29 protein-coding genes are annotated in these 22,904 nt (G+C 38.4%); 10 read left to right on the forward strand and 19 right to left on the reverse strand.

Translation table 11 applies throughout. The annotated features are described in order from the left end of the window. Positions 1-152: 152 nt before the first annotated feature. The 3 genes from AC1VU3_RS14195 to hemE all read right to left on the reverse strand — a co-directional run bounded on the left by AC1VU3_RS14195 (position 153) and on the right by hemE (position 2,825). Positions 153-617: a FixH family protein gene (locus tag AC1VU3_RS14195; RefSeq protein WP_480388635.1), complete on the reverse strand. Its 465-nt coding sequence runs from the start codon at positions 615-617 to the stop codon at positions 153-155. 206 nt (positions 618-823) lie between these two features. Beyond that, complete coding sequence (gene hemH / locus AC1VU3_RS14200) at positions 824-1,756, reverse strand: ferrochelatase (protein ID WP_482983855.1); 933 nt, start codon at positions 1,754-1,756, stop codon at positions 824-826. 16 nt (positions 1,757-1,772) lie between these two features. Further along, entirely contained in the window at positions 1,773-2,825 is a 1,053-nt protein-coding gene (hemE, locus tag AC1VU3_RS14205; protein WP_482983827.1) for a uroporphyrinogen decarboxylase, read from the reverse strand. Positions 2,826-3,030: 205 nt separating this feature from the next. Here hemE and AC1VU3_RS14210 point away from each other — a divergent pair, with 205 nt between their 5' ends. Then, positions 3,031-3,525, forward strand: coding sequence for an antibiotic biosynthesis monooxygenase family protein (locus tag AC1VU3_RS14210; protein WP_482983828.1), 495 nt, complete (start codon positions 3,031-3,033; stop codon positions 3,523-3,525). Between the two features lie 161 nt (positions 3,526-3,686). Here AC1VU3_RS14210 and AC1VU3_RS14215 read toward each other — a convergent pair whose 3' ends face one another. Together AC1VU3_RS14215 and AC1VU3_RS14220 are read right to left on the reverse strand one after the other, a co-directional pair. Next, complete coding sequence (locus tag AC1VU3_RS14215; protein ID WP_482983829.1) at positions 3,687-4,892, reverse strand: ABC transporter permease; 1,206 nt, start codon at positions 4,890-4,892, stop codon at positions 3,687-3,689. Continuing rightward, positions 4,876-5,625, reverse strand: coding sequence for an ABC transporter ATP-binding protein (locus AC1VU3_RS14220; RefSeq protein WP_482983830.1), 750 nt, complete (start codon positions 5,623-5,625; stop codon positions 4,876-4,878). Before AC1VU3_RS14220 ends, AC1VU3_RS14215 begins: the two co-directional genes overlap by 17 nt. Before the next feature lie 145 nt (positions 5,626-5,770). Between AC1VU3_RS14220 and AC1VU3_RS14225 the strand changes: the two genes are divergently transcribed. From AC1VU3_RS14225 to AC1VU3_RS14250, 6 genes are all read left to right on the forward strand, one after another. Beyond that, positions 5,771-6,196: an HIT family protein gene (locus tag AC1VU3_RS14225; RefSeq protein ID WP_482983831.1), complete on the forward strand. Its 426-nt coding sequence runs from the start codon at positions 5,771-5,773 to the stop codon at positions 6,194-6,196. A gap of 116 nt (positions 6,197-6,312) precedes the next feature. Further along, on the forward strand, positions 6,313-6,837 hold the full coding sequence (locus AC1VU3_RS14230) for a tryptophan transporter (RefSeq protein WP_482983832.1): 525 nt from the start codon (positions 6,313-6,315) through the stop codon (positions 6,835-6,837). Between the two features lie 334 nt (positions 6,838-7,171). Next, positions 7,172-7,552, forward strand: coding sequence for a YtxH domain-containing protein (locus AC1VU3_RS14235; RefSeq protein WP_482983833.1), 381 nt, complete (start codon positions 7,172-7,174; stop codon positions 7,550-7,552). Positions 7,553-7,710: 158 nt separating this feature from the next. Continuing rightward, entirely contained in the window at positions 7,711-8,250 is a 540-nt protein-coding gene (locus tag AC1VU3_RS14240; RefSeq protein ID WP_480388643.1) for an HTH-type transcriptional regulator Hpr, read from the forward strand. A gap of 108 nt (positions 8,251-8,358) precedes the next feature. Next, complete coding sequence (locus AC1VU3_RS14245; RefSeq protein ID WP_482983834.1) at positions 8,359-8,901, forward strand: DUF3267 domain-containing protein; 543 nt, start codon at positions 8,359-8,361, stop codon at positions 8,899-8,901. 68 nt (positions 8,902-8,969) lie between these two features. After that, a complete protein-coding gene (locus tag AC1VU3_RS14250) occupies positions 8,970-9,155 on the forward strand; it encodes a hypothetical protein (RefSeq protein ID WP_480388645.1) in 186 nt (61 codons plus the stop codon). 124 nt (positions 9,156-9,279) lie between these two features. On the opposite strand, the gene AC1VU3_RS14255 is transcribed toward AC1VU3_RS14250, so the two are convergent. After that, positions 9,280-9,384, reverse strand: coding sequence for a YjcZ family sporulation protein (locus AC1VU3_RS14255; RefSeq protein WP_480388646.1), 105 nt, complete (start codon positions 9,382-9,384; stop codon positions 9,280-9,282). A gap of 137 nt (positions 9,385-9,521) precedes the next feature. On the opposite strand from AC1VU3_RS14255, the gene AC1VU3_RS14260 reads away from it, so the two are divergent. Beyond that, entirely contained in the window at positions 9,522-10,493 is a 972-nt protein-coding gene (locus AC1VU3_RS14260) for a peptidylprolyl isomerase (RefSeq protein WP_480388647.1), read from the forward strand. Between the two features lie 71 nt (positions 10,494-10,564). Here the strand turns inward: AC1VU3_RS14260 and yhaM are convergent, their stop codons facing one another. The 5 genes from yhaM to AC1VU3_RS14285 form a co-directional block, all read right to left on the reverse strand. Continuing rightward, positions 10,565-11,503: a 3'-5' exoribonuclease YhaM gene (yhaM, locus tag AC1VU3_RS14265; protein ID WP_480388648.1), complete on the reverse strand. Its 939-nt coding sequence runs from the start codon at positions 11,501-11,503 to the stop codon at positions 10,565-10,567. A gap of 15 nt (positions 11,504-11,518) precedes the next feature. Next, complete coding sequence (locus AC1VU3_RS14270; RefSeq protein ID WP_482983835.1) at positions 11,519-14,200, reverse strand: ATP-binding protein; 2,682 nt, start codon at positions 14,198-14,200, stop codon at positions 11,519-11,521. Positions 14,201-14,204: 4 nt separating this feature from the next. Continuing rightward, positions 14,205-15,410 (reverse strand): metallophosphoesterase family protein, encoded by a 1,206-nt coding sequence (locus AC1VU3_RS14275; RefSeq protein ID WP_482983836.1) that lies wholly within the window; start codon positions 15,408-15,410, stop codon positions 14,205-14,207. A 77-nt stretch (positions 15,411-15,487) separates the two neighbouring features. Beyond that, positions 15,488-16,000 carry a DUF2178 domain-containing protein gene (locus AC1VU3_RS14280; RefSeq protein ID WP_482983837.1) on the reverse strand — a complete coding sequence of 171 codons (513 nt, stop codon included), beginning with the start codon at positions 15,998-16,000 and terminating at the stop codon, positions 15,488-15,490. Then, positions 15,993-16,202: a helix-turn-helix transcriptional regulator gene (locus AC1VU3_RS14285; RefSeq protein WP_480388652.1), complete on the reverse strand. Its 210-nt coding sequence runs from the start codon at positions 16,200-16,202 to the stop codon at positions 15,993-15,995. The genes AC1VU3_RS14280 and AC1VU3_RS14285 overlap by 8 nt, the downstream gene beginning before the upstream one ends. Positions 16,203-16,344: 142 nt before the next feature. On the opposite strand from AC1VU3_RS14285, the gene AC1VU3_RS14290 reads away from it, so the two are divergent. Further along, the gene (locus AC1VU3_RS14290) at positions 16,345-16,530 is read left to right on the forward strand and encodes a YhzD family protein (RefSeq protein WP_480388653.1); all 186 of its coding nucleotides are present in this window, start codon (positions 16,345-16,347) and stop codon (positions 16,528-16,530) included. A 332-nt stretch (positions 16,531-16,862) separates the two neighbouring features. On the opposite strand, the gene AC1VU3_RS14295 is transcribed toward AC1VU3_RS14290, so the two are convergent. The 7 genes from AC1VU3_RS14295 to AC1VU3_RS14325 all read right to left on the reverse strand — a co-directional run bounded on the left by AC1VU3_RS14295 (position 16,863) and on the right by AC1VU3_RS14325 (position 22,325). Continuing rightward, a complete protein-coding gene (locus AC1VU3_RS14295; protein WP_482983838.1) occupies positions 16,863-17,894 on the reverse strand; it encodes an anti-sigma factor in 1,032 nt (343 codons plus the stop codon). After that, entirely contained in the window at positions 17,875-18,399 is a 525-nt protein-coding gene (locus AC1VU3_RS14300) for a sigma-70 family RNA polymerase sigma factor (RefSeq protein WP_482983839.1), read from the reverse strand. The genes AC1VU3_RS14295 and AC1VU3_RS14300 overlap by 20 nt, the downstream gene beginning before the upstream one ends. Before the next feature lie 126 nt (positions 18,400-18,525). Then, complete coding sequence (locus AC1VU3_RS14305) at positions 18,526-19,143, reverse strand: NUDIX hydrolase (protein WP_482983840.1); 618 nt, start codon at positions 19,141-19,143, stop codon at positions 18,526-18,528. A gap of 1 nt (position 19,144) precedes the next feature. After that, a complete protein-coding gene (locus AC1VU3_RS14310; RefSeq protein WP_482983841.1) occupies positions 19,145-19,924 on the reverse strand; it encodes an enoyl-CoA hydratase in 780 nt (259 codons plus the stop codon). A 410-nt stretch (positions 19,925-20,334) separates the two neighbouring features. Beyond that, positions 20,335-20,679, reverse strand: coding sequence for a YlbF family regulator (locus AC1VU3_RS14315; protein WP_480388658.1), 345 nt, complete (start codon positions 20,677-20,679; stop codon positions 20,335-20,337). A gap of 48 nt (positions 20,680-20,727) precedes the next feature. Next, positions 20,728-21,870 carry a DUF445 domain-containing protein gene (locus tag AC1VU3_RS14320; protein WP_482983842.1) on the reverse strand — a complete coding sequence of 381 codons (1,143 nt, stop codon included), beginning with the start codon at positions 21,868-21,870 and terminating at the stop codon, positions 20,728-20,730. Between the two features lie 65 nt (positions 21,871-21,935). Beyond that, on the reverse strand, positions 21,936-22,325 hold the full coding sequence (locus tag AC1VU3_RS14325) for a ferritin-like domain-containing protein (protein ID WP_480388660.1): 390 nt from the start codon (positions 22,323-22,325) through the stop codon (positions 21,936-21,938). 72 nt (positions 22,326-22,397) lie between these two features. Between AC1VU3_RS14325 and AC1VU3_RS14330 the strand changes: the two genes are divergently transcribed. Further along, positions 22,398-22,601, forward strand: a complete 204-nt coding sequence (locus AC1VU3_RS14330) for a YheE family protein (protein ID WP_480388661.1) — start codon at positions 22,398-22,400, stop codon at positions 22,599-22,601. 80 nt (positions 22,602-22,681) lie between these two features. Here the strand turns inward: AC1VU3_RS14330 and AC1VU3_RS14335 are convergent, their stop codons facing one another. After that, a complete protein-coding gene (locus tag AC1VU3_RS14335) occupies positions 22,682-22,876 on the reverse strand; it encodes a hypothetical protein (RefSeq protein WP_482983843.1) in 195 nt (64 codons plus the stop codon). Positions 22,877-22,904: the final 28 nt, after the last annotated feature.

A 22,904-nucleotide genomic window follows, 5' to 3' on the forward strand; every position in this document is an offset into this window, starting at 1 on the left:
TCGGCATGGAAGCGGTTGGGCGTTACTCTCGGATAGCACTACTTTATTCTCATTGAGTCATGGTTACTCTCAGTCAGGTGGCAGAAGCAATGATAGGGAACAAAAAAATGACTAGATTACCAATAAGGTTAGCTAGTCATTTTTATGCCGGATTATTTCCCGTGGTTTTTCATGGAGTTGTCACTATCGTCTGGTAGAACCTTTTCCATATCGGGGTTTCCTACTATTAACTCTTGCTTTGGCATTACGTGAAGGTCCCTAGCAGTTGTGTGAGCGAACATATAGTAAACTCCATCATGCTCGAAAGTAAAAGGGGCTTCATATACGCCGTCCTCTGTGAGAACCCCATCAATCTTTACACTGTCATCTCTTAGACCTGATTCCCATACCTCAAATTCTACATGGTCAGCGTCATTAACGGCTTCTTCTCCTTGTGTCACTCTTGCAGAAAGAATTACTTCTTCTCCTACCGGTAATTCCTTAGCTGTTTGTATTTCCACTATAACTTCTTGCATCATTTCATTTTGATGGTCGGAATGGGTTTCCTCTTCTTCGGTACCACATGCTCCCATTATTAGTCCTGTTATTGTCAATGTCGCTAATAACTTTGCCTTCATTTGTTCCCTTCCTCCTAACTCTAATGTCTTCTTCATGTATTTTTCTTTTATTCCAGATTCAAGCTTTAAATCAATCATATACTAAATACCATTCGAAAACCGACGTAGTTGCCTATTTTTTCAACTATTTTGTGAAAAATTATTTTGTAAAAATCATAATAAAAGCACCTACGATTTTATAAATAAAATCATAAGTGCTTAAAAGTTTATCCTTTTAGATGTTTCATCACTACATCTGCCATCGCATCTATGAACTGAGGCTGTGCATTTGGCATTTCAGGACGAACATAGGTAGCGCCTATTTCGTCACAAACAACCTTACACTCATAGTCATTGTCGTAAAGAACCTCTAAGTGTTCTGCAACAAAGCCAACTGGTGTATAAACAAAAGTTGTATAGCCTTTTTCTTCATGCAACTCTTTTGTTAAGTCTTGTACATCCGGACCAATCCAAGGCTCTGGAGTTTGCCCAGCACTTTGCCAGCCTACTGCGTAGTTTTTAACACCTGCAGCTTGCGCAATTAAATCAGCCGTTTCTTTTAACTGATTTTCATAAGGATCTCCCATTGTATTAATCTTTTCTGGAAGCGAATGCGCAGAAACAATGAGACATGCTTTCTCACTTTGTTCGTCCGTCATGTTAGCGAATGCTTCTTTTACTTTATCGCTCCAATATTTGATGAACTTCGGCTCTGTGTACCAGCTTTCAACAGAAGTTATTTTTAGATTTCCAAGCTTCTCCGCTTCCTCTTTTATACGGCCGTTATATGACTTAATAGAGAAAGTGGAGAAATGAGGTGCTAGAACGATAGAAACAGCTTCTGTGATTCCATCCTTATGCATAGCGGCTACCGCGTCCTCTAAGAAAGGCTCAATATGCTTTAAGCCAATGTACAATTTAAAGTCGATTTCATCCTGCACTTCGTTTAATCGATCACATAGACCTTTCGCTTGGTCTTCCGTGATTTTTGCTAAAGGAGAAATTCCTCCGATTGCTCTATAACGGCTAGTTAGATCCTCTAGCTGTTCTTCACTTGGCTTGCGTCCATGTCTGATATGTGTGTAATAGCGTTCGATATCTGCTTCCTCGTACGGCGTACCATAGGCCATTACTAATAAACCCATTGTCTTTTTCATTATTGTCACCTCAAAAAAGTTAGTTAGATTTTTTACTGATAAGTTCTCTACTATATTCATGAATAAATGCGGTTAATCGTTTCAATACGTCAGGGTCAACCTCTGGGAACACTCCATGACCCAAATTGAAAATATGACCAGGCTGCTCCACACCTTGTTCAATGATTGACTTCACACGTTTTTCAATGGCAGACCAATCTCCAATTAAGTAGGATGGGTCAAGGTTCCCCATTAGTGTTTTCGTCAACCCTTTGCTACGAGCTTCTTTGATGGATAATCTCCAGTCCAATCCGACAACGTCTACAGGAAGGTCATGCCACTCGTTTGCTAGATGGCTTGCTCCAACTCCAAATGTAATAAGAGGGACGTTCGTTTCTCTTAGCTCGGAGAAAATTCGGGTCATCACTGGTTTAATGAAGATTCGATAATCTTCTACATTTAGTGCACCAACCCATGAATCGAAAATCTGGATCGCTTTCGCCCCCGCCTTTACTTGGGCTTTTATATAAACAACGATCATATCTGCAAGCTTGTCCATTAAAGCGAACCAAGCCTCTGGTTCTGATACCATAAATGCTTTTGTTTTGTTATAGCTTCTAGAAGGGCCACCTTCAATCATATAGCTTGCAAGCGTGAATGGTGCTCCAGCAAAACCGATTAAAGGCACGTTCAATTGTTCAGTTGTTAAGAGTTTAATTGTTTCCAATACAAAAGGTACATCATCCTCAGGAGATAGATCTCCTAGATTATGAACGTCTTGAACAGTTCTAATCGGATTGGAAATAACAGGCCCAACACCTGACTTGATTTTTACATCTACTCCGATACCTGGAAGTGGAGTTACGATGTCTTTATAAAGAATTGCCGCATCTACATTATAGTTTTCTACTGGCAGTCTAGTGACATAAGCACATAGCTCTGGCTCGTGTGTAATTTGCTCAAGCGAATATTTTTCTTTAATTTTTCTGTATTCTGGCTGAGATCTTCCTGCCTGTCTCATATACCAAACTGGTGTATGCTCCACCTTTTCTCCTCTTGCAGCACGCAAAAGAGTATCGTTAAAAGTAGCCATAAAAAAAGTTCCTACCTTTCTTCTATCATCCCGTACTTGTTTCCATACGATTAAACTATAGATGTTCTCATACATATTGTATAGTTATATAGGGTAATTGTCATAAAATTGTCTCTGTTTCTCTTAATTCCATCAGAATGAAGAGTTTTTAAATTTGCATTTTTGGGGAAAATAGTATTAATACAATCAGTAGGAGGGAAAGCATATGAATTTTTATATTACATCTGGTACACCTGAATTTATGTATAAAATCAAAGAAAAGTATCCTAAAGAACAAATATATTTACTACATGGCACCGGAAATACTGTACTCTTACATGAAACAAACGGCAAATCTTTGTTTCAGATGCCTCGTACTTTCGAAATTTTAGATGCGAGAGGAAACTTTAAAGAAAATGGCTATTTTGTCCTCTATCATATTCCCCTATCTGATGAGGGAAAACCAATTTTCGAATTTAAGTATGCCAATCTTTCCTCCACTGTAGATAATGAACCAGGCTTTTATGCACTGAGGGTTCTTAAACCAGTAAAATCAGACACCTATATCATTTTAACGGAATGGTCTAGTGCAAATAGTTATGAGGTTTGGGAAAAAACTCAAGATTTCGATTTTACACATATGGAGGATAAACAAAAGATTTTCACAAGCGCTCCCTATAAGACTATTTATCGTTCTAAGCCGAACGAAGAGGAAGAATAATAGTAACAGCTTCCATGCAAAGTGGGCCGTCTGATTCGGAGACGGTCCTTTTTGGTGAGGAGTGTTGCATTTTGAGGCAACTACTACAGGAATTTCTCCAATAAGAAAGAGGCGTCCCATAAGTTTTTAACTTACGAAACACCCCCTATCGTTAGGTAGATTCAGTTTGATTCGACTTTACTTCCCCGAATGGTGATTTCAGAGATAACAAATGCCACTACAGGAATCAAGAAATTTAAAGCCATTAATTCTCCTTGTATAAGTACTCCGATTAAAATTACAACAGCTTGTATCAGTTGAATGATACGAATTAGTTTGTCTACTGCTTTCAGCCGTGCTTCCTTTCCAATCGGATATAACAAGTCCATACGGAACTCGTGGCCAGATAGGAGCGCATGCTTTAATTGGATGACTGTCGCAAATGCCAAGGCACCCGAAAATATCATTGATACGATTGGAAAAGGAATAAACACTACGCCAATCAGTGATAATCCAGTTAGCCTCACCCACAAATAAAAGTAATCATCTGTCCGAATAAAGGTACGTAGAATCAAATATAGCTGAGCATTTGCAGGTCCATAGGGAGCAAATCGATAGAAGAATGAAAGCCAGCCTCTTCTCTTCGTGGCACCTCTTATATATGGTACGTCTGTAAAATAATTTGCAAATCTGTAGAAACGCATCATTCTAGACTGTTCTACAGCAATGAAATGATCAAATGGAAAAGGAACTTCCCATCTTTTTTTATTCCATATAATGAAATAAACAACCAAAATTACTACGATTAACAAAAGGAACAGGTAGCTATTTACCATAGTAAAATAAAGGGCGGCTCCAATTAATAGAAAACGAACAAATCGATCAATCCATATTCCCGTACCGTTCGATGCCCATCTTACATGAAACTCCGTTTGAATACTCCAATATTTTAAAACTAACACTAGAATAAAAAGAGAAATCAATTCTTCCTTACTGCTTCCCCCTATTTGCGTCAATAAAGGGATAGCAACAATGAATATGGCTAAAGACAGAATAAGTGAAGAAAAATAGGTCCACTTTAAAGCCAGCTTCGTATACTCCCCTAGCTTAGTCTCTAGTGGTAAGAAATACACACTATCAGCATTCTTGAGGAGTGTAACTGGGGTACTCATAGTAAGCGCTAGTCCTAGCAAAAAAGACACAAGTAAATAGGCAGGAAAGTCCTTCGGTGCCGTGTTCAGCCATTCACTGTAAGCATAGCCCGCTGCCCCAATCGCAAACACAAGCACAATCGCCAAATGCCCAGAAACGATAAAGCGCAAGTATTTTTGTAGCTCATTTATATAGAATACAAAGCGCTTACTCCAAATATCATGCAAATTTTTCATTGTCTTGTTCCTTTGTCATCTCAATATATAAATCATCTAATGTGGCGAATGGCATGTTAAAGGCAGCGCGTAAATCAGTCATCGTGCCTTGAGCACGTATTTTCCCATTATGTAGGAGCAAGATGCGATCACAATATTTTTCTGCCGTTGAAAGAATATGCGTAGACATGAGAATAGAAGCGCCTGCTTCCTTTCTATCTTTCATTTGATCTAACAAGGATTGAATTCCCAGAGGATCTAGTCCGACAAATGGTTCATCAATTATATATAAGGAAGGATTCACTAAGAAAGCACACATAATCATTACCTTCTGGCGCATTCCCTTAGAAAAGTGTGCAGGAAACCAATTCAATCTTTTCTCCATACGAAATTCTTTTAAAAGGCTTTCTTTTCTTCTCTCGAATGTTTCTCTGTCTAAGTTATACGCCATTGCAGTCAGTTCTAAGTGCTCGTTAAGCGTGAGCTCATCATATAGTACAGGAGTTTCTGGAATATAAGAAAAAGATGAACGGTAAAGCGCCACATCCTCTTTTATCATTTTTCCGTTAAGAAGAATATCACCTTTTACAGGATTCATTGTACCGATAATATGCTTAATCGTTGTACTTTTACCTGCTCCGTTTAATCCTATTAGTCCAACAAGCTCTCCCTTCTTAATGGAAAAATTTAAGTCATGAAGCACGGGCTTTCTTGTATAGCCACCTGTTACGTTTTTTACTTCTAATATAGACATCTCTACACCTCTCTTTATATGATAAGTTTACCAAAGCATGAAAGAAAAATCCTCTCCTATTCTTGAATTAGAAGGAACATTTCTTCAACCAACCTGTCCCATTGTATGTTAAACTTTTGCTAATAATGAATAGGAGGTCTTTTTCATGAGTGACTGTATTTTTTGTAAAATAATCGATGGAAGTATACCTAGCGCAAAGATTTATGAGGATGAGCATGTATACGCATTTATGGATATCATGCCTCTCACAAAGGGACATGCACTAATTATCCCGAAGAACCACAAAGAAAATGTATATGAGCTTTCGGAAGAAGAAGCAGCTAATTTATTTAAGGTAGTACCTAAAATTGCAACAGCTTTAAAGGAAACATTTGGTCCAGTGGGAATGAACCTAATTAATAATAACGGAGCCCCAGCAGGGCAAAGTGTTTATCACTTCCATCTGCATTTTGTTCCACGCTATGATCAAACGGATGGTCTTAAGGTGACTTGGCACACGAAAGAAAAAACAATTAGTACAGAAACCATTCAAGCATTGGCAAAAGAACTCGAAGAAAAACTAAAGAACTAGCAATTGCTTTTAAGGAGTAAAAGATTTACAATCATAAATAAGTTTTCCTGCTGCCGATCATGAGGATACGTCAGAGGAGAAAAAATAAGCTGAGAAAAGCTGAGGAGAGATGAGAATTGAATACGAAAAATCTTGTGTTAATGGCTCTATTAATCGGGATAGGAGCAGTGCTTTACATTATTACCCCTGGAATTATAGGTGGAATGAAGCCAGACTTCCTTTTAGTGATGATGTTTATATCCATCCTTTTATTCCCGCAAGCGAAAAATGTCTTCTTATTGGGAGTAACAACTGGTATTATTTCTGGTCTATTTTCTACGTTTCCAGGAGGCTTTGTCCCAAATATTATAGACAAGTTTGTGACTGCATTTATTTTCTTTGCACTGGCTACTTTGTTACAGAAGTCAGTTAATAAACTAGCTGTCGGTGTCTTGCTGACTTGCATTGGAACGCTTATTTCAGGAACAATCTTTTTATCCACTGCCATATTTGTATTTGGAGCTGAAGCATTGTTTACTGAACTATTCTTAGTAGTCGTTTTACCAGCTACAGCCCTTAATGCAGCATTTTTGATTATTATATACCCAATTATTGCTCGTCTAATAAAACGGTCCAATTTTAAAACAGCCTTATCCATCTAACATAAAATCAGAGGGTGCCCGAAAAAATTCGGGTACCTTTTTCTTATAAGAAATCATTTGCTAGGCTGAAGAAGAAGAAAGGTTTCATATCTCATGAATTACTTAATCTGCTCGTGGATTTCTATAGATTCAGGGGTCATTTTACTTGGGTAATGACCTCCTTTTTTATTGGTGAAATAAAACTTTTCTATAATTATTTTTTTCTCAATCTTTTTTGAAGATAGTAAATATGTTTTAATAATACTTAGAGAAGGAATAATACATACTAAAGGCAAGTACAAGTCGAACCAATTTTCTTAATTCGAAATAATATATAGATAAAGGAGTGTGTATGGTGAAAGCTTCACAATTATTTTATGGACTCACTTTAGGCGCGCTAACAGGTGCAGCCACCGTTCTACTATCGACCCCTAAAACTGGCGAAGAGGTCCGCCACTCTATAAAGGCAAAGTCTACGGACTATCAAGAAAAGCTGGCTGATATTAAGAAAGAGCTTCAAAATGTGAAGGTTTCTATTAAAAGCCTAACTGCTGAATCCAAATCCGTTGTGCCTGCTACTGTTAACGATATCAAAGCAAGTGTAGAAACATGGAAAGAAGAAACAGGTCCACTACAAGAACACCTTCAAGAGGAAATTGCTTCTATTCAATTAGCTATCACTGAATTAGAACAACAATTGCCTAAAAAGAATAAAAAAGAAGCAGAAACACTGTAAAAAAAAGTATGCATTTAGTCTAAGGATTAAACGCATACTTTTTTTATTTTTAATTAAATATTATAATTAAAATAATATTTCTAAATATTCATTTCAACTCAATACCTTTATTGTTATAATGTGTTAAAAATAAAAAATATGGAAAGAAGGCTACTACGATGAATGAGCAGTTTTATACTTTAAAAGAAGCAATGCTATACAGCCAACGAATCGCTCAGCTATCAAAAGCACTTTGGAAAGCTGTAGAGAAGGACTGGCAAACATGGATCAAGCCTTATGACTTGAATATTAATGAGCACCATATACTCTGGATCTCTTATCACTTAAAGGGAGCTACTATTTCCGATATTGCCAAATTTGGTGTTATGCATGTTTCTACTGCCTTTAATTTTTCCAAAAAGCTAGAAGAGCGTGGTTTATTAGCCTTCTCCAAGCGCGATTCCGACAAAAGGAACACTTATGTAGACGTCACAGAAAAAGGTAAGGAACTGTTGGAAGAAATGTATGAAAACTATCATGACACGCACCATTCTGTGATAGAGGGCTCTTTACCGATGAAAGAAATATACGGAAAGTTTCCTGAGTTTATGGACGTAATGGCTGTCATTCGCAATATATATGGGGATGATTTTATGGAAATATTTGAACGTTCCATCCAAAACATTGACGAAACGTACTCAAAATCCCATAGTCACTAAAATTGAAAGCGCTATATAAATTTTAATAATCTTAGCCCTTGTTTTTTTCAGCAAAACATCGTATCGTATGTATCTGTAATAGACCTTCAACTAGGAGATGCTATAAACTTGAATTGCTGGAAAACAATTAATATCAAAAAACAATACGGTTTAGAAAGAGTATTTCTACTTTCATCCATTTTAGTATTATTGGTTTTTTCGTTTACTTATGTTTTACAAGAGATGGTAAACAAAACACATAAATCGGATGATTATTTTTGGCTATTCGTCATAGGATTAATCAGTATCTATCCTATTCACAAAACAATTCACTACCTACCTTTCATTAGGCATAGAAATAATGTAAAACTATTAGTTAATAGAAAATATAAATGTATACCTAGTATTACTATACGTGTATGTGAGCCTATCAATAAAAACAGATTCCTATGTTCATTGCTAGCTCCTTTCTTTTCTCTGAATATAGTCATTCTAATCGGGGCTGTTTTAGCGCCAAATTTCGCTCATTATTTCACCATACTTTTTGCTTATCATTGTGGGCTATGCTTGATGGATTTAATTTACGTTAAAAATCTAAGCAACTCACCAAAGAAAGCCTATATCGAGGAAACAGAGAATGGCTATCAAATCTTGATTAAACAAAACAGTTAGTAATATGTAATACTTGTATAATTCGCCCCTAATTTGATATGCTTATGGTACATGAAGGGAGTTTAGACATGATCATATTTACTTTAGTTCTATTCTCAGCATTTTATTTGCTACAAATTAATAGAATGACATACGCGCTCGTTATGTCAAAAGAAATTCCGGAAGAAAAGCATCCGAAGATTTTTCGCACCATAAATATTCTAATAACCATACTTCTCGTGACCTTTTATGTGGAATTGGTATACGTAGTTTAAGAGAACCGTCATATGAAACCTAAAAAATTGACCCAAATCATCCAGAATGATTTAGGGTCATTTCTTTTAGGAGAAGAAGAAACCAAGATCGCGTTACACGATCTTAGTTCCTGATATCATTAGATTAGTAGATAAACGCCGCGCCAACGATAATCAACAGAATAAACAGAACTACAAGTAATGCAAAGCCAGAACCTGCACCATAGTTACCACCATATTGTCCACCCATTCTTAACACCTCCTTTTTCTAATTTATCGTATGCAGAAGGTGAAAATGGTGGTGGGCAAATTAACGGGAACTATTTTTGTTTTTATATCGTTTATGTTATAGTTACAATTGTGCATGAAGAAGTTAGGAGAGATAAGATGAAAAAAACAGTTTTAACATTTACATTAGCGGCCTCACTACTTGCTCTTAGTGCCTGCAATGATGACACTAAAGATAACAGCGAGGTTTTAGCTACTTCTAAAGTTGGAGATATTACACAACAGGACCTTTATAAAGAAATGAAAGCTTCTATTGGTGAACAAGCGTTCCAACTTCTAGTAATCGAAAAAGTATTGGAAGATAAGTACGATGTATCAAAGGAAGAAATTGAAGCACAATTAGCTACTGACAAGGAACAAATGGGTGAAAGCTTCGAATCCATTATTGCACAAAATGGTTATAACGAAGAAACGTACAAGCAATATATCAAGCTAAACCTTCTACAAGAGAAAGCATTAATTGAAGATGTAGAGGTATCGGAAGATGATGTTAAGGCTGAATACGATCGAATTAAAACAGAAATCAATGCACGCCATATAGTAGTGGAAGATGAGGAAACTGCAAAGAAAGTAAAAGCTGAGCTTGAATCTGGCAAGGACTTTGCAGAAGTTGCGAAAGAATACTCCACAGAGCCTGCTGCTCAAGATACAGGTGGCAACTTAGATTGGATTAGCAGACTTGATAATATGGATCCTGCTTTCTTAGATGCAGCTTTTGCTCTAGAAACAAATGTAATTAGTGATCCAGTTCAATCAAGCTTTGGTTACCATATTATTGAGGTAACAGAAAAACGTGAAATTGAAGAATCTTATGAAGATAAAAAAGCGGAAATTGAAAAACAATTAAAGCTTGAAAAAGCGGATCCTTCTGCCCTACTTTCAAAGGTAGCAAAAATGATGAAGGATGCAGATATTAAAATTAAAGATGAAGATTTAAAATCTTCTCTAGAACAGTTCTTATCTGCTGCAGATCAACCAGTTGAAGAATCCACAGAAGAGGAAACTACTGAGGAAGAAACAACTGAAGAAGGAACTACTGAAAAAGAAACTACTGAAGAAACAGAGAAGTAAATACGGCGAGGAAACAATTCCTCCGCTTATAAAAAAATCGTAAGAGCTTATTGCTCTTACGATTTTTTGTATTAATCGAACGTAGGCTTGTAGAATGATCGGTTTTCAAGCGGAAATAATCGTTCTGTAAATTCTCCAGGATTTGTCTTCTCAAGTGCACGATTCAGCATATTCATCTTGGCATCTATATTATCAATATAATGCAAGATTTCGGCTTCTCTAAGCATTGGGCGTTTAGGGCTTCCCCACTCTTCTTTCCCATGGTGGGAAAGAACCATATGCTGAAGCAGCATTACTTCTTCTCCTTCGATGTCTAACTCCTCTGCTGCTTTCGATATTTCATTTACCATAATGGTGATGTGACCCAAAAGATTGCCTTCTACCGTATAGGTCGTTGCAATTGGTCCAGAAAGCTCTACTACTTTCCCAATATCGTGTAAAATAATCCCGGCATATAGCAAATCCTTATTTAACGTCGGATAAAGATCGCACAATGCCTTACCAAGCTTTAACATAGACACCACATGGTCAATTAGACCGGAAGCATAGTCATGGTGATTCTTAGTTGCAGCAGGATAGGTCATAAAAGCGGTCTGATGCTTTTTCATTAGATGGCGAGTTATTCGTTGTATTAAAGGGTTTTTCATTTCAAAGAAGAATTGAAGCAGTTCTTCCATGAGTTCTTCCTTCGACTTCTCTGCAGAAGGAACTAAATCATGAATAGAGATCTGCTCGTCAGCCTTTACAGGACGTATACTCTTTACACGGAGCTGAAACTTTCCACGGTAATCTTGTATTTCTCCACCGACACGCACTATCTGGCTAGCAGCGTATTGCTTTTCATGCTCCTCATTCGTATCCCAAAGCTTCGCCTCAATATCACCACTTTTATCTTGAAGGATCAAGGACATAAAAGGCTTTCCAACCGTTGTTATCCCCTTGGTCGATTGTTTAATAAGTAAGAAATGATCTACCGGGTCTCCTACTCGAAGCTGTGTAATTCCTTTCATCTGCAATCCCTCCACTTAAACTCTTAATCCCGCTACGTGTATCATATGTGTATCTCTCCACCTATTTGCCATGTGCTCATGACAGGTAAAATAAAGTATCTGATGGTCTAATTGTAGCTCTTCAACTAATTGTACCACTTGTTTTAGACGGTTTCGATCGAAATGTACAAAAGGGTCGTCCATAATAATAGGAAATCCCGTAATCTCTCTTTGCGACATCGCAAGTGAGAATCGAAGAGCTAGGTAGGCCTGTTCCTTCGTTGCCTGGCTTAGCTCCGACACGTCAAAACGATCCCCATTCGCTTTCACCGCTTCAAAGCCTTTCTCGCTGACTAATTCTAAGCCTTCATAGGAACTATTGGTTAGCCTGCAAAACAGGTGTTTCGCTTCTTCTAGTACAGTTGGAAGCCTTTCCTCCCTTAACTGGGTCATCATTTGTTTAATGGAGGTGACTGCAGCTTTATAGACAGCCCACTTCTTTACTAGCTCTTGAAGCTCGGACTTTTCCTCTTCTATCCGTTGTAATAGCATGCCTTGTCCTTCGTCACTTAATAATTGCTCTGTTTTGACTTGTAGTGCACTCTTCTCCTCTATATAAGCATTCCTCTGTTTTTCAAACGTTTGTATGCCCTCTTTAAGCTCCTTTTCTGTTGCATCTGTAAATGGCTCAGAAAACGGTTTTTCCTTCTGGAGCTGTAACTGAATTTGACCAAGCTCCTGCTCCAGGTTATTTTTTTGCTGGAACCTTTTGCTTGCCGCATAGTAGTTATTTTCTGTGTCAGCCCCTGCCTCTTGCCAAAGCTCTTGTACTTGCAGCTCATAAGAAGCTAGAATGCCCTTTAGTTCTAAGATTTTTTCCTTGTTATCTAACTGTTTTTGAAGGTTACTATCCTGCTCTTCTCGTTGCTTTTTTGCCAGCAGATAATACTCTCGTAGCTGATGAAATAGCATGTCCTCCATCAAAGGAATAGGCACTAAGGACGCTGCTTTTGTAGACAGCTTTTGTAGCTCTTTCATGGCATGCTCTAACTGTCCTTCCAGAAAATCTAGTTGAAGCTGCTGCTCTTGGATAGAACGTAGTCTCGTAAAGATATCTGGCAATAAGCTAGGAGATATATCGGTCGGCATTTGATAGGACACAAGGAATTGATTGAGCTGTTTTTTCCCTTTCTCTATCCTTTGCTGCATCCTCTGGATTGTTCCTTCTAGCTGTTGCAACTGTTCCTGTATGGTTTTGATTTCCTTTTTAATCAATTCTTCATAATTGTCTAGGTCATTTCCCTTTCCAATAAATTTCGAACTTCCTAGCAATAAGGCAGCTAAGATAATAGAGAACACTAGAACTATCCAACTTTCTATCAAATAACTAAAGAGGAAACCTGTTAATAATACAACTGTCACCATGAAGTAAAAAACTTTAGAAGTTTGCTTGCCTGACGACTTGGAAGTAGCTTGCTTTGTATCTTGTAGAAGTTTTTCTTTTTCTACAAGCTCTTTTTCTTTCATTTCATAGATTCTTTTTTCTTGTAATAATGCTGCCTCCTGGTCCTCTAATTCCTTCAGGATGGACGCAAGGATATCTTCTTGCTTGATAGAAACATCTGCATTTAAAATAAACTCTAAACTATTTTCCCAATCTATCCCGATTAGTGCGAGCTGCTTCATTTGCTGCTGTAACAGCTTGTGATGCTCCTCTTCTAGCTGCATACGGCGTGCACGAAGCTGATGCCATTCTGATTCAAAGTTTAGAAAAGCATGTAGCTCCTCCAAATTTTCTGCTGACATTGTCCCTTGATTGTGCTGCAATATATCTAGCTCACGTTCAAGCTGTTTTAAGCTCGCTTCGCAGCTCGTTTTTTTGTCCTTTATAAGTTCATATCTTCTGATTCCCTCTATTGGGAAGCATTGATCTTGTAATGGTTTAAGCTCCTCCGTAATGTACGCTTCTTTTTCTATGAGTGGCTGGAGCTGTCGCCAGCGATAAAATTGCTGAAGCTTTTCTTGAAGCTCTTCCTGTTCCTTTGTAATGGTAGCTAGCATTTCCTCTAGCTGCTGGAGTCTTTCGATAGAAGGGCCAAATTCATTGCTGCGAACAAGATACTCCTGCCATTCTTGCTCTAGCTCTCGAATTCTCTCTAGCTTTTGATTAATAGCAGGTTTCTTTCCAGAAGGTTTAAATAGCGTCCCCATTTCCTTTGCAAAAATTGTTTCCACATTAGCCAAGGTATCGACCCCGGTAGTACCTGAAGAAATAAGCGTGCGTGTAAGCTCTTCCTCTGTCATTTTTTCCAATCCCTGCAACTGAAATAAAGTAAAGGAGTAAATAGCCTCCATATCCTGACGAGAATAGCCATTCAATAATTGTTGAAGCTCTCTTTCCCCGCCCCGTGTCCCATTTGGATAGTACAGCGTGACATCTCCACTTGCCTTTCCCCTTACCCGTTCTACCTCGACTATTTGTCCATCTGCATCTAGAAGGGTGATTTTTCCACCGTATGTAGCACCGCTTCTCGGCTCATAGCGTAACAGCTGTGAATTTCGTTGAGGAAATCCAAATAAAATATGAAGAATAAATTGCTGTATAGTAGATTTACCGGCCTCATTGTCCCCCAAAAATACATTCATCCCATCATGAAGTTCAATTTGCAGATTTTCATGCTTTCCAAAGCCATAAATATGGAGCTTTTGTAACTTCATACTCTTATATTCTCCTTTCTAATGTCTTGGATAAAGCTTCCTCTGCTTCTGTTATTATTTCCTCTATGAATGTATCATCTGCTTTTGGTAAATACCTACTTCCCTTAGGATGCTGGTATAATTCCTTCAGCACTTGCTTCCAATCCTCCACATCCCACTCTTCCATAATGGATAAGATTATCGACGTTTCCTTGTTGTTAGCAAACGAGTTTTGGATATGCAAGTCAGTTATAATTAAAAAGCCGTTCTCCAGATTTGTTCCCTCTTGTATAATTTGAAGCCATTCCTCTTTTGACGATCCTTGTATAAGTTCAAATGTCTCCTCATCTATATTTGTTAGTTTTATTTCTACAATAGCGCTTCCATATTGTTTTCCATACGATTGGAGCGATTGATCAATTTTCTCCAACAGCTCGTTTGCATGGATAATACCCTTGCATGAAACCTCTACTTCATCATATAGAAATGCAGAAGAAGGAAGAAATTCTAAGGTAGCCTTTTGCTTGGAGAGTGTTACCTCATAAAATCCCTTGAGCCCTTTTTCCTTTCGATGCCTGCTTTGTAGATTGCCAGGATAAACAATCGGCGGATCAGCATGTAAGAGCTGACGCTTATGTATATGACCTAACGCCCAATAATGGTATTGTTTCTCTAGCAAGTCACTCACTCGAAAAGGAGCATATACATCATGCTCTTGATCGCCTTCCACACTGCCATGCAGCATTCCGATATGAAAATCTTCCCCCTGTGCTGTTGGATACTGAAGATGCATCGGTTCCTTCATATGCCTTTCTTTATAGCTAAAGCTAGATACATGTACTTTCTGCCCTCTTACAGTTATTGTTTTTGTCTCAACCTGCTCCGGAAACATATGAACATTTCCAGGCAATTGAAAACGAACCCAGCTGCCACTCAAGTGATCATGGTTCCCATGACATAGAAAGACAGGAATATCTTCCTTATGGAGCTTCTCCATCCCTTGTTGAAAAATATGCTGGGCACGTAGACTGCGGTTTTCCCCATCGTAGATATCTCCCGCTATTAATACAAAATCCGGTTTACTTTTTACCGCATAGTCGATCAAACGTTGAAAAGCCTGAAAGGTGCTTTCTCTCACTTCTATCCATCTTTCCTTTGGAATCGAAGAAATGCCCTTAAACGGACTATCTAGGTGTAAATCTGCTGCATGAAGAAATCGTATTTCTTCCATTCCAAGCACCTCTCTAAAACAGAATATTTGTTCTTATTTTATCATAGAAAAAAGACTATAGACAACCGTCTACAGTCTTAAGCATGCCCTTGCTCTTTTTTTATTTGCTTCAAGCTTACAAGTAAGCCAAATGTTCCAGCTGTCATGGTAGGTGGTAAGCTAAAAATTAAGAATTTCCAATTTCCCGTCACGTAGGACACTCCGACGAAAAAAAGTGGGGTACCTATTAATACGATAAGGGAAACAATTAATCCTATTTTATTATTGTTGCTTACAACTATCTCTTCCCTTTGTGCGAGAATTGAGCCAATCAGATAAGACACCATATGAATCACCCATAGCCCCGTCATCAAGAAGAAGGAAAGACCCGGCCCCTCCATGAAGATGATAACTAACCATACAAGCAGCATCGCCACCGTAGTTACAATCCACGAAAATGATCTTGCTTTACTTTGTATTTCTTGATAACGCTCATCAAACCATCTCTTTTTCTTCCCAATCCTATGATTTATAATAGCCACGATTGAAATAATCACAATTGCTAATGGCAACCCAATTAAAAATGATAACCAATCAAACCCCTCATGCATCCCCTTCATCCTCCTCGTAAACGAATAAGTCTTCTATCGTACAACCAAACAATCTAGACAGCTTGAAGGCCAATGTAATCGACGGATTATACTTCCCTCTCTCCAAAGAGATAATCGTTTGTCTAGACACGTTTAATTTCTCCGAAAGCTCATCCTGCGTCATCCCCATTTCCGTACGCTTCTCTCGGACGAAATTCTCCACTACTTCCCCTCCTTTAATTGTAAAGCTAACTTTACGTAAAGTTTACTTTACTTTCAGTATAATTGTCAAGCAGACTTTACATTTTGTTTTTTAAATTTTTTATGTATAATGAATTTAAGAACATTAAAGGGGTGTTTGTAGAATGAAAGCATACAAGTTCACAGCGTTTGAACCAACAGGGGAGTTAATCATCGAAGAAACTTGGAACTTCGAAAATGATGAGGAAGCAAAAAGAAAAGGCGAGGATGTTATAGCAGAAAAGGGCTTTTCTAATAAAACCCATCGCTTAGTAAACAGTTCTGGCAAACTAGTATTATTCCACGTATAAGAGAGTAGGGACCGCCTGATTTGGGCGGTTTTTTTATGCCCACAGTGGGTATGTTGTAAAAATGAACCACAATGTTGTAAAAACTACTTACTATGTTGTAAAAACCACTCAATATGTTGTAATTTTTGGCAACAATGTTGTAATAATAATCGGCCATAAAAAGAATGTCGTAATAACCAGCCAGAATGTCGTAAAAATAGAGGGCTAAGTCGTAAAAATACACCCATAAGTCGTAAAATCAGCTAGCCAACAGCTACGTGGAATCCAAGTGTAAAATTAAGACATTATGTTGTATAAAAAGAGAGCAACCAAAGCTGCTCTCTTCACACATCTTATTCCACCCAATTCCAATAATCTATATCTCCAAGCTGTTCTTCGTGGATTTCCTCCACTTCTCTCAACTTTAATAGCTCCTTGACTGGTCCTGTCACCACAGCTCCGTATACTTGGAAGCCTTCATTCTTTAGATATTCGTATCTTTCCTGTAATAAATCAGTCTGTAGGAATGTTTCTGCTAATCCTTTTCTATCTGTTAACATGCGTTCCATATTGTCTACCATTGCTTGTTCGCTTTCCTTTATGGTTTCTTTAGAAAGCCAAGGAGCCATAGAGCCTGATTGAAACTGGTCATCGGTAATTCGGGAACCTGCAAGTCCCCATGGTTTTCTCAGCGATACAATCGTATCAGAAGCAGAGAGTCCTTCATTAGCGTTTCCAACCTCCCCCATGTATAGTGACATCCAAAGAATATCTAAATCATAAGGCTCCAAAAGAGTTACCACTTCTTCAGGCGTATAATAATCATTTAAAGAGAATGCTAGCTGAGCAACATTTCCCTCATGAATCATCTCGAGTCTTTCCCACACTTGCTCTCTTGAGATCACATCCGACTTTACACCAGTCTCAGGATTATACGGCAAATTAAAAGACAGCTGTTCCTCTGTAACATTAGGATCCTCTTCCATACTAGTCAAAGAGCTTAATAAAGGTTTCCTTACATGCATCGTGGATACGTGCTGCTCCTCCTTACCAATTCTCTTTAATAAAGGCATGTCAATTTTTTGAGTAAGCAGGGGAGATATATTATTAGCGGCCATAGAGCTAAGATTAGTTGTGACACCAGGCATTGTCCAATCAATAGCCAGCTGCAAGTAATGTTCTGTCTGATCTTTTACTTTTGTCTCATGATATATAATCGATACCGCTATCATATAAACTGCATACACTAAAAATATCCCTAGGAGCACTCTTATAACCTGCAGTGATAGCTTCCAAGAAAATCTCTTTTTATGCTTTTGTACTATTTGCCGTGCTTTTTCTTCATTCATTTCCATCATTTCCACCTCATTTAAAATCTTTCCCATGTCTTTCTGCTAACTGTTTGAATCTTCGTCTTGCTCGATGTATAGATATCTTTACTTGATCTATCGATAAATCTAACGTTTCTGCTATTTCTTCATAAGAAAACATCTCGTATTCTCGTAAATGAAGGATGCTTCGATAGTTTTCTGGAAGCAGAGTAGCAACGTCCTGAATGTCTTCGGCAACTTCCTGCTTATCAAGCTGGTCCTCCGGTACTCCATAAGGACTCACCATTCCTTCTACCAAGTGATTAGAAAAGGGAACCCACTTCCACCTTTTCCTTTTTCGCCATTCGTCCAAATATGTATTTCTCGCAACCTTGTATAACCAGCTTTTCACCTGTCCCCCCTCATAGACATCCAAGGAAAGGGTCGCCCGATAAAACGTTTCCTGCGTAAGTTCTTCGGCTAACGATTCTGAGCCAGAGAGCTTCCAAAGATAATAGTAGAGAGGCTTGGCATAGGCTAGATAGATTTCTTCTAGCTCGTCTTGTCTCTTTTTCTTCAATTCCTTGCCTCCCTTCCTACCTAAAACGTCCGACTTCCTATTTTGTTACAGTATAAATGAAAAACTTTTCCAAAAAAAATAAAAAAGAGCTTGAAAAAATATCTCAAGCTCCAACATTCTAATGTGCTAATCCATATAAACCTTCTCACTAGGCTCCTTTAATTCCTTAAAGACCCACTCTATTTGAGAAAGCGTGTTTCGTTCCTCTGACAAAATGGGAAGCTCGTCCTCTGCAAAGAAAGCAACTTCTGCCGTTTCTATACCGGAGAGGGCCTGTCCCCCAATTATCTCGCAGTGAATGAACATTTTGTACACATGATAAGGGGAAGGGGGATGAGGATGACATTTCTTATCCATTATGCCTAGCAATTTGACAACTTGGACATCAAAGCCGGATTCCTCTTTTACCTCTTTCACCGCTACCTCGCTTGGTGTACAACCAATATCTGCCCAGCCACCTGGTAGTGCCCAAGCTCCATCGGCATTTTCCTTTACAAATAATAGTTTGTTTTCCTGTAGCACTGCTACTCTGATATCTACTTTCGGGGTGGCGTATCCCGTTTCATTAGCAAAAAGCTCTCGAACGATCTGTTTATCCATAGAGGATTGCAATGCCAGCATCTCTACACTTATTTCACGTATCATTTCAAATCTTTCTAGATCATAGACGTCCTTTGAGTAGGTTAAACCAGCCTGCGCTATCGCTTGGAGCTGCTTTGTCCACTCTAGCCATTTTTCATCCATTTTATTTACCCTTAAATACAGGCATTCGCTTTTCCACAAATGCTTTAATTCCTTCTAAATGGTCCTCTGTCTGTCTCATGGCTGTTTGCATTTTTGCTTCTTGCTCCAATACCAAGTCTAATTCTTTTAGCTTCGTCGTATGTAAAATCTCCTTGGAGGCAAGCATTGCAGCAACTGGTGAGTCGATTAGCTTATAAGCATAAGACTGTGCTGTTGCATAGCCTAGCCCCTCGGACGCAACTTCATCGACTAAGCCCATTTTTTGTGCTTCTTTCCCCGTAAACTTCTGACCACTCCACATGAGCTGCTTTGCCTTCGGGATACCTACTCTCTCCTTCAAGAAAAAGTGACCACCACCATCTGGTACTAGTCCTATTCCAATAAAGTTCATCGCTAGCTTACTCGTTTCCTCTGCAATGATGATATCGCAGCCTAAAACCATACTAAACCCTAATCCTGCAGCTGCTCCATGTACTGAAGCAATAGTGATTTGTGGAAGGGTATACAAAGATTTTGCAATTCGAGTTAAATAAGTCATGGCAAGCTTCATATCCAATGGATTTCCTGGATCAAGCATTGCCTTAATATCTCCCCCTGCAGAAAAAGCTCTACCTTCCCCTTTGATAATTAAGACCTGGATACCCTGTTCATTCTTGAATGTTTCCAGACAATCAGCCAGTTCCTTCATCATCACTTCGTTCATGGCATTCATCGCTTCAGGTCTATTTAATGTGAGGGTTGCAATACGTCCCTCTTTTTCCACTAGTAAACTTTGATACATCTTGTTCTCCCCTTTAGTCAATCTAAATGACCAGTCCACTCTCAGAATAAAATATGAATAGTCATTCATTTTACTATTCGCCAAAAGTCATTGTAATCCTCTTAAAAATAGAATTTCTCTCAGAGAAACTTAGTGATAGATTGATGGATGGGTTTGGCGAGCGATCGCAACATGACCGAGCAATAAAGGTCACTTTTCGAGCAGTACACCCGCCGTTCCGCGCAGTAGCGTCCTCTTTCCGAGCAGTAGATGCTCACTACCGAGCATTAGCCCTAATTTACCGCACGATAACTTCCTTCTATCGAACGATAGAGCGCCGTCCCACAGTATTCTCCTCGCCAAAACCTCACTTCTATTTTAAGCACAAAAAAGCTGCCAGATATTTCATCTGGCAGCCAGGGAATAACTCTTTAGATTCCTTCGTATAGCTCTTGAACTGGTTTGATTAACACTCGGTTAACCTCTTCAATTAATTGGCTTAGCGCCATTTCAGCTTGAAGCATCCCAAAGATTTTTTCGTTTCCTTGTGCTAGCTGGGCAGTCTTTTGAGCATATTCAAGCTCTTCTCCGCTAATTTCTTCGCCTTGCATTTGTTTTTCTTGCAAGGACAATTGGATTTTACGGAAGCTTTGGAATAATGCTAGAGCATCTGGGTCTTCCTTAACAGCTGCAACAGCTGCCTTTACATTTGCAAACTCCGTAGTTTGTCGTAGGCTACTTTCTAATTTGTTAATGTCGTCGTAAATATTAATCATGAACGTTATCTCCTTTTGCAGCCATGCTAAATCAACATAACTTTATTTTTAAGTCGTTAAAATAACGATTATTCCTTGGATGATCCCTATTAATCCCCCAAGCACTCCACCTAATACCGTGATCATTTTAAATTCACGTTTAGAAATTCCTAACACGATTTCTTCTAATCTCGCAACAGGGAAGGAATCCACTTGTTCTTTTACCATGTCCTCAATCTTCATTCGTCGTAGAACTTCTTCGAGCTTGCTCTCCGCTTCTTTAAAAGCAAGATCAGTCAAGGTAGGAACAAATTTCGTTTCAGACCAAACACTTGCAGACGGGAAGTAGTGAGAAATTGTGTAATTCATTCTCTCCTCTACCGCAAGCTGGTCACGTAAGTATACCTTAACATTTTGTACGACAGGTTCAAAGTCAAAGCCATCCACCATTTCTGAAATAGGGCGATCCTTCAGCTTTTCCCACTCGTCATGGACAATGCGTTCTAGCATTTCTTTTGTTCCTGGTGCCTTTATAAATTTGATAATCTCAGGTTGTAGCTTTCCAACGAGTGAATGGGAATCTCCCATAAACATTTGAATCATGTTACCAATTGTACCTTTCGTGGAAAGGAAATCATCAATTAGTCTCTTTACTGTTCTTGTCCCTTCTTCCGAGCGGAAAAAATCCTCGCCCTTTTGCAGGATATACACCACAATATCTTCTATCTTTTGATCTGCCTTCTCCTGCCAGCTTAATGGAGTTATTTGACGAATAGTTTCATTCTCTAATTTTCTCTTTAATTTATGAAACTGACTGTCAACCTGCTCGTCTAGCTTTTCATTTACCATCAAGGAAACCGACTCTATATTACTAGCCTTTAACCAATCAGTAATCGTTTTATCTGATTCCCAAATCTTTTCTTTTAATTGATTGGAAATAAAGGAATTGGCCTTATTTCTCATTTCATCATTAAAATATTTTTTTCGAAATATCTCTGGGGTTAATAAATGATTGATGACTGTTTTCCCTAATTGTGTGGCAAGCTCATCTCTTCTTTTGGGAATTAAACCTGGTGTGAAGGGAACTCTCCAGTTTCCTATATATTTTGCCTCGTGAGGGCGGAATAGCATTTGGATTGCAAAGTGGTTGGTCACCGCTCCTATCGCTGCTCCTACTAAAGCCATAAATGTGATTGTCCATATATATTGCATAATTTCACCTTTTTCCTCTAGCTTATAGCTTATTATAGCAGAGGTGATGAAAACACTAAAATAATTTAGAGCGCATTATACATCATGGAAAATCGTATGGCATGCTCTGTCTCGTCGTGCATTGCCAAAAATAAAGGCGCATAGGCCTGTTGAATCGGTATTTGAAGTAGCATTTCCTTATAAAGCTCGGACGCATCCAGCTCATCCTTAACGGCTTGCTTTGCATAAGCTTTTAAATCTGGACAAGGAGGTCCTTTTTTTACATTTTGAACATAGCTGCCAGTTAACATATAATGGAGTTGTTGGAACATTTCATAATGACTTTTTTCATCCTCTAAGGCATGTTCAATGAATCCCTTCCAAAAAGGATCGTCCGTCATCTTAGACATTTCCTGATAAAAGTAATAAGATGCGTACTCATCCTGTATTGCTTGTTCCAATTTTTTGATAAACAAATAGATGCTCCTTCACTAGTCATTTATCCTAGTGTATGCTTGCAAATTCTGTCACATGAAAGGTTGTTTACAATGCTTCAACACTTTAGCTTTAAATCTCTCTATGATAATGGACAACTGCCGGGCTGGTCTGTCTCCTTTTTTTATAAGCATGTTAGATATTCTGCTGAATATGAGCCTGATGGCACCATTAACTGGATTGGTGAAACACCTCCAGACGAGGAAGCTGTTAAAAAGATGATCCATGAATTAATGCTTTTCCATGTATATGATTAAGAAAAATTGAATTTCTCATGAAAAAATGAAAAGCACATTTGATTTTATAGGTTGAATAAAATCAAATGTGCTTTCTCACTTTAAATGATAGTTTTCACTTGATAGCTTTTTGTTTCAATCCACGGCTCTGGCGGACGGCCTCCATATGCCACTTCACTGTCTCCTATATTCTTAATCTCAATCCATGATTCTGGTGGGCGACCTCCATACGATAACTCCGTAAATTGAAACCCAGTGAAAAATAAAGAAGCGACAAACAAAATGGTTAACGACATTTTAAACTTTTCCCTTATCCAGTACACC

Source organism: Psychrobacillus sp. Z16_25 (genome assembly GCF_056856695.1).

Excerpts from the sequence above, each read along its gene's own strand:
- AC1VU3_RS14270 (WP_482983835.1), bottom strand. The coding sequence starts at position 14,200 with ATGAAGTTACAAAAGCTCCATATTTATGGCTTTGGAAAGCATGAAAAT.
- AC1VU3_RS14225 (WP_482983831.1), top strand. The coding sequence starts at position 5,771 with ATGAGTGACTGTATTTTTTGTAAAATAATCGATGGAAGTATACCTAGC.
- AC1VU3_RS14330 (WP_480388661.1), top strand. The coding sequence starts at position 22,398 with ATGCTTCAACACTTTAGCTTTAAATCTCTCTATGATAATGGACAACTG.
- AC1VU3_RS14255 (WP_480388646.1), bottom strand. The coding sequence starts at position 9,384 with ATGGGTGGACAATATGGTGGTAACTATGGTGCAGGTTCTGGCTTTGCA.
- AC1VU3_RS14315 (WP_480388658.1), bottom strand. The coding sequence starts at position 20,679 with ATGATTAATATTTACGACGACATTAACAAATTAGAAAGTAGCCTACGA.
- AC1VU3_RS14240 (WP_480388643.1), top strand. The coding sequence starts at position 7,711 with ATGAATGAGCAGTTTTATACTTTAAAAGAAGCAATGCTATACAGCCAA.
- yhaM (WP_480388648.1), bottom strand. The coding sequence starts at position 11,503 with ATGAAAGGAATTACACAGCTTCGAGTAGGAGACCCGGTAGATCATTTC.
- AC1VU3_RS14290 (WP_480388653.1), top strand. The coding sequence starts at position 16,345 with ATGAAAGCATACAAGTTCACAGCGTTTGAACCAACAGGGGAGTTAATC.
- hemE (WP_482983827.1), bottom strand. The coding sequence starts at position 2,825 with ATGGCTACTTTTAACGATACTCTTTTGCGTGCTGCAAGAGGAGAAAAG.
- AC1VU3_RS14305 (WP_482983840.1), bottom strand. The coding sequence starts at position 19,143 with ATGGATGAAAAATGGCTAGAGTGGACAAAGCAGCTCCAAGCGATAGCG.
- AC1VU3_RS14215 (WP_482983829.1), bottom strand. The coding sequence starts at position 4,892 with ATGAAAAATTTGCATGATATTTGGAGTAAGCGCTTTGTATTCTATATA.
- AC1VU3_RS14260 (WP_480388647.1), top strand. The coding sequence starts at position 9,522 with ATGAAAAAAACAGTTTTAACATTTACATTAGCGGCCTCACTACTTGCT.
- AC1VU3_RS14280 (WP_482983837.1), bottom strand. The coding sequence starts at position 16,000 with ATGCATGAGGGGTTTGATTGGTTATCATTTTTAATTGGGTTGCCATTA.
- AC1VU3_RS14320 (WP_482983842.1), bottom strand. The coding sequence starts at position 21,870 with ATGCAATATATATGGACAATCACATTTATGGCTTTAGTAGGAGCAGCG.
- AC1VU3_RS14295 (WP_482983838.1), bottom strand. The coding sequence starts at position 17,894 with ATGGGAAAGATTTTAAATGAGGTGGAAATGATGGAAATGAATGAAGAA.
- AC1VU3_RS14310 (WP_482983841.1), bottom strand. The coding sequence starts at position 19,924 with ATGTATCAAAGTTTACTAGTGGAAAAAGAGGGACGTATTGCAACCCTC.
- AC1VU3_RS14335 (WP_482983843.1), bottom strand. The coding sequence starts at position 22,876 with ATGTCGTTAACCATTTTGTTTGTCGCTTCTTTATTTTTCACTGGGTTT.
- AC1VU3_RS14250 (WP_480388645.1), top strand. The coding sequence starts at position 8,970 with ATGATCATATTTACTTTAGTTCTATTCTCAGCATTTTATTTGCTACAA.
- AC1VU3_RS14210 (WP_482983828.1), top strand. The coding sequence starts at position 3,031 with ATGAATTTTTATATTACATCTGGTACACCTGAATTTATGTATAAAATC.
- AC1VU3_RS14195 (WP_480388635.1), bottom strand. The coding sequence starts at position 617 with ATGAAGGCAAAGTTATTAGCGACATTGACAATAACAGGACTAATAATG.
- AC1VU3_RS14275 (WP_482983836.1), bottom strand. The coding sequence starts at position 15,410 with ATGGAAGAAATACGATTTCTTCATGCAGCAGATTTACACCTAGATAGT.
- AC1VU3_RS14220 (WP_482983830.1), bottom strand. The coding sequence starts at position 5,625 with ATGTCTATATTAGAAGTAAAAAACGTAACAGGTGGCTATACAAGAAAG.